The sequence below is a fragment of the Mesorhizobium sp. M1E.F.Ca.ET.063.01.1.1 genome, from assembly GCF_003998155.1.
In the GTDB taxonomy this organism is placed as follows: domain Bacteria; phylum Pseudomonadota; class Alphaproteobacteria; order Rhizobiales; family Rhizobiaceae; genus Mesorhizobium.
Map to the genome: position 1 here is coordinate 1 of NZ_RZSC01000801.1, position 2,584 is coordinate 2,584.

A 2,584-nucleotide genomic window follows, 5' to 3' on the forward strand; every position below is an offset into this window, starting at 1 on the left:
GCTTCGTCCGATGTCTTCGACGAGATCGAGAAGGCGGCGACGGGCGAATGGGCGCACGATCTCATCCGCGCCTGGAACACTGCCGGCTGGTTCGACATGCCTGTCGAATTGGGTGACCGGCTTGGGCGCCTGATCGGCGCCGGGCCCGGCCAGACCGTCGTCTGCGACACGACTTCGATCAACATCTACAAGGTCCTGCATGCGGCGCTCGCGATGCGGCCCGACCGGTCGGTGATCGTTGCCGAGGGCGACAGCTTTCCGACCGACCTCTATATGGCGGAAGGGGTGGCCTCCACGCGGCCCGGCACGGTGTTGCGGCTCGAGGGCGTCGATGCCTCGACGATCGAGGACCTGATCGATGAGCGTGTCGCGGTCATCCTGGTCAATCACGTCAACTACAAGTCCGGCCGGTTGCGCGACATGGCTGCCCTGACACGCAGGGCCCATCGGGCCGGCGCGCTGATCGTCTGGGATCTCTGCCACACGGCAGGCGCCCTGCCGGTGGATCTCGATGGTTCGAACGCCGATTTCGCAATTGGCTGCACTTACAAGTACCTCAATGGCGGGCCCGGCTCGCCGGCCTTCATCTATGGCGCCAAACGCCATCACGACGACATTCGCCAGCCGCTCAGCGGCTGGTGGGGGCACGCCCGGCCTTTCGCGTTCGAACAGGGTTATGCCGCCGGTACCGGCATCCGGCGGTTCCTGTGCGGCACACAGCCCGTGCTGTCGATGCGGGCGCTGAAGGGAGCGCTCGACCTTTGGGACAAGGTCGACATGAATGCCGTGCGCGGCAAGAGCATCGCCTTGACGGATCTGTTCATCCGCCTCGTCGAAGCCAGGTGCGGCGCCCTCGGCCTCGAACTGGAAAGCCCGCGCGACGGCGCCGAGCGCGGCAGCCAGGTGTCGTTCGCTCATCCCCATGGCTACCAGGTTATGCGCGCATTGATCGAGCGCGGCGTGATCGGCGATTTCCGCGCGCCGGCGACCATCCGCTTCGGCTTCACGCCGCTCTATGTCGGCTACCGCGACGTCTGGGATGCCGTCCAGGTGCTGGAAGACATCCTGCGCACCGGTGCCTGGCGGGACGCGCGCTTCGCCGTCAAGACCGCTGTGACCTGATACGAGGCAACTCGCGCCGGTTTTGCCGGATCGCACCAGCCGGAACTTGTTTCGGGCATAAAATGTCTCCGGTCGGAAGCATTGACGCGGCATCCGGCGCCGGCCATTGCTGGCGAAAGCCACGCGTTTGGGAGGGGCCGGTGCTCGATCATCGCATCACGGATTGGGACGATGCCTATGCCAACGGGGCGAACATCGCTGGCGGCGACCGCTGGCCGGCGGCCTGGCAGGCGCCGGCGCGCGCGTTTCGCGAAAGGCTTCTGGCCGAGGGCCGTGCACGGCTCGACATCGTGTATGGCGAAGCGCCGCGCAACCGGTTCGATCTCTTTCTTCCGCGCGCAACGCCGAAAGGGCTCGTGGTGTTCATTCATGGCGGCTACTGGATGGAGTCGGACAAGAGTTGCTGGTCGCACCTGGCCAACGGCGCGATCAGCAGATCCTTTGCGGTTGCCATGCCCTCCTACACGCTTTGCCCCGAAGCGCGGATCAGCGGCATCGTGGAAGAAGTCGCGGCCGCGATCGGCACGGCGGCGGCAATGGTCGATGGCCCGCTGATGCTGACGGGACATTCGGCCGGCGGACATCTCGCCAGCCGGATGATGACCACGGCCACTCCGCTGGGGTCCGAAGTGGCGCGACGCGTACGCCACATCGTTTCGATTTCGGGCGTGCACGACCTGCGGCCGATCATGTTCACAGAGATGAACGCGACGCTGGCGATCGACGAGCAGGAAGCGTCGGCCGAGAGCCCGGCGCTGTTGCGGCCCATGAACGGAACCCGTATCACCTGCTGGGCCGGCGGCGGCGAGCGCTCCGAGTTCCTGCGCCAGAGCGCCTTGCTTGCCAACATCTGGACCGGGCTCGGCGCCGCCACAAACTCGGTGGTCGAGCCGGATCGCCATCATTTCAACGTCGTCGACGGGCTCGCCGATCCGGATCATCCGCTGACCCGCACGCTGACTGCGGAATAAGAGGTCGGCTCAGCGCAGCATCAGCACGCTGCATTCGGCGCCGGCTTCGGCTGCCGGGGCAAAGGGTTCGCGCACGATCAGGCCATTGGCGTCGGCAAGCATCCTCAGCATCGAGGAATCCTGGATGCCGAACGGCGTCGCGACCAGCGTTGCGGCATCCTCGCGCACCGTTGCGCGCACATAGTCCTGCCGGAGATCGTTGGCGTTCATGGCGGCACCCAGCCGCGCCGTTCGAATATCCGGGCGATAGAGGCGGCCGCCGAGCCGCGCAAGAAGCGGCTTCAGGAAAAGCTGCGAGCAAACCAGGCTTGCCACCGGATTGCCGGGCAGGCCGATGCAGCGGATATTGCCCAGCCGGCCAAACATCAACGGTTTGCCGGGACGCATGGCGATCTTCCAGAAATCGAGCTTCATGCCTTCGCCGGTCAGCACGTCGTGGATCAGGTCATGGTCGCCGACCGAGGCGCCGCCAAGGGTGACGAGGACGTCGG

Annotated in this window: 3 protein-coding genes; 2 read left to right on the plus strand and 1 reads right to left on the minus strand. The window is 66.0% G+C overall.

The features are described from left to right. Positions 1-1,122, plus strand: a 1,122-nt coding sequence (gene kynU / locus EOA29_RS32520) for a kynureninase (RefSeq protein ID WP_127222150.1), incomplete at its 5' end; no start/stop codon positions are given. 140 nt (positions 1,123-1,262) lie between these two features. Then, entirely contained in the window at positions 1,263-2,093 is an 831-nt protein-coding gene (locus EOA29_RS32525; protein ID WP_126093898.1) for an alpha/beta hydrolase, read from the plus strand. Between the two features lie 9 nt (positions 2,094-2,102). Here the strand turns inward: EOA29_RS32525 and EOA29_RS32530 are convergent. After that, positions 2,103-2,584: molybdopterin-binding protein (locus EOA29_RS32530; RefSeq protein WP_245468640.1), on the minus strand; the 482-nt coding region annotated here is incomplete at its 5' end.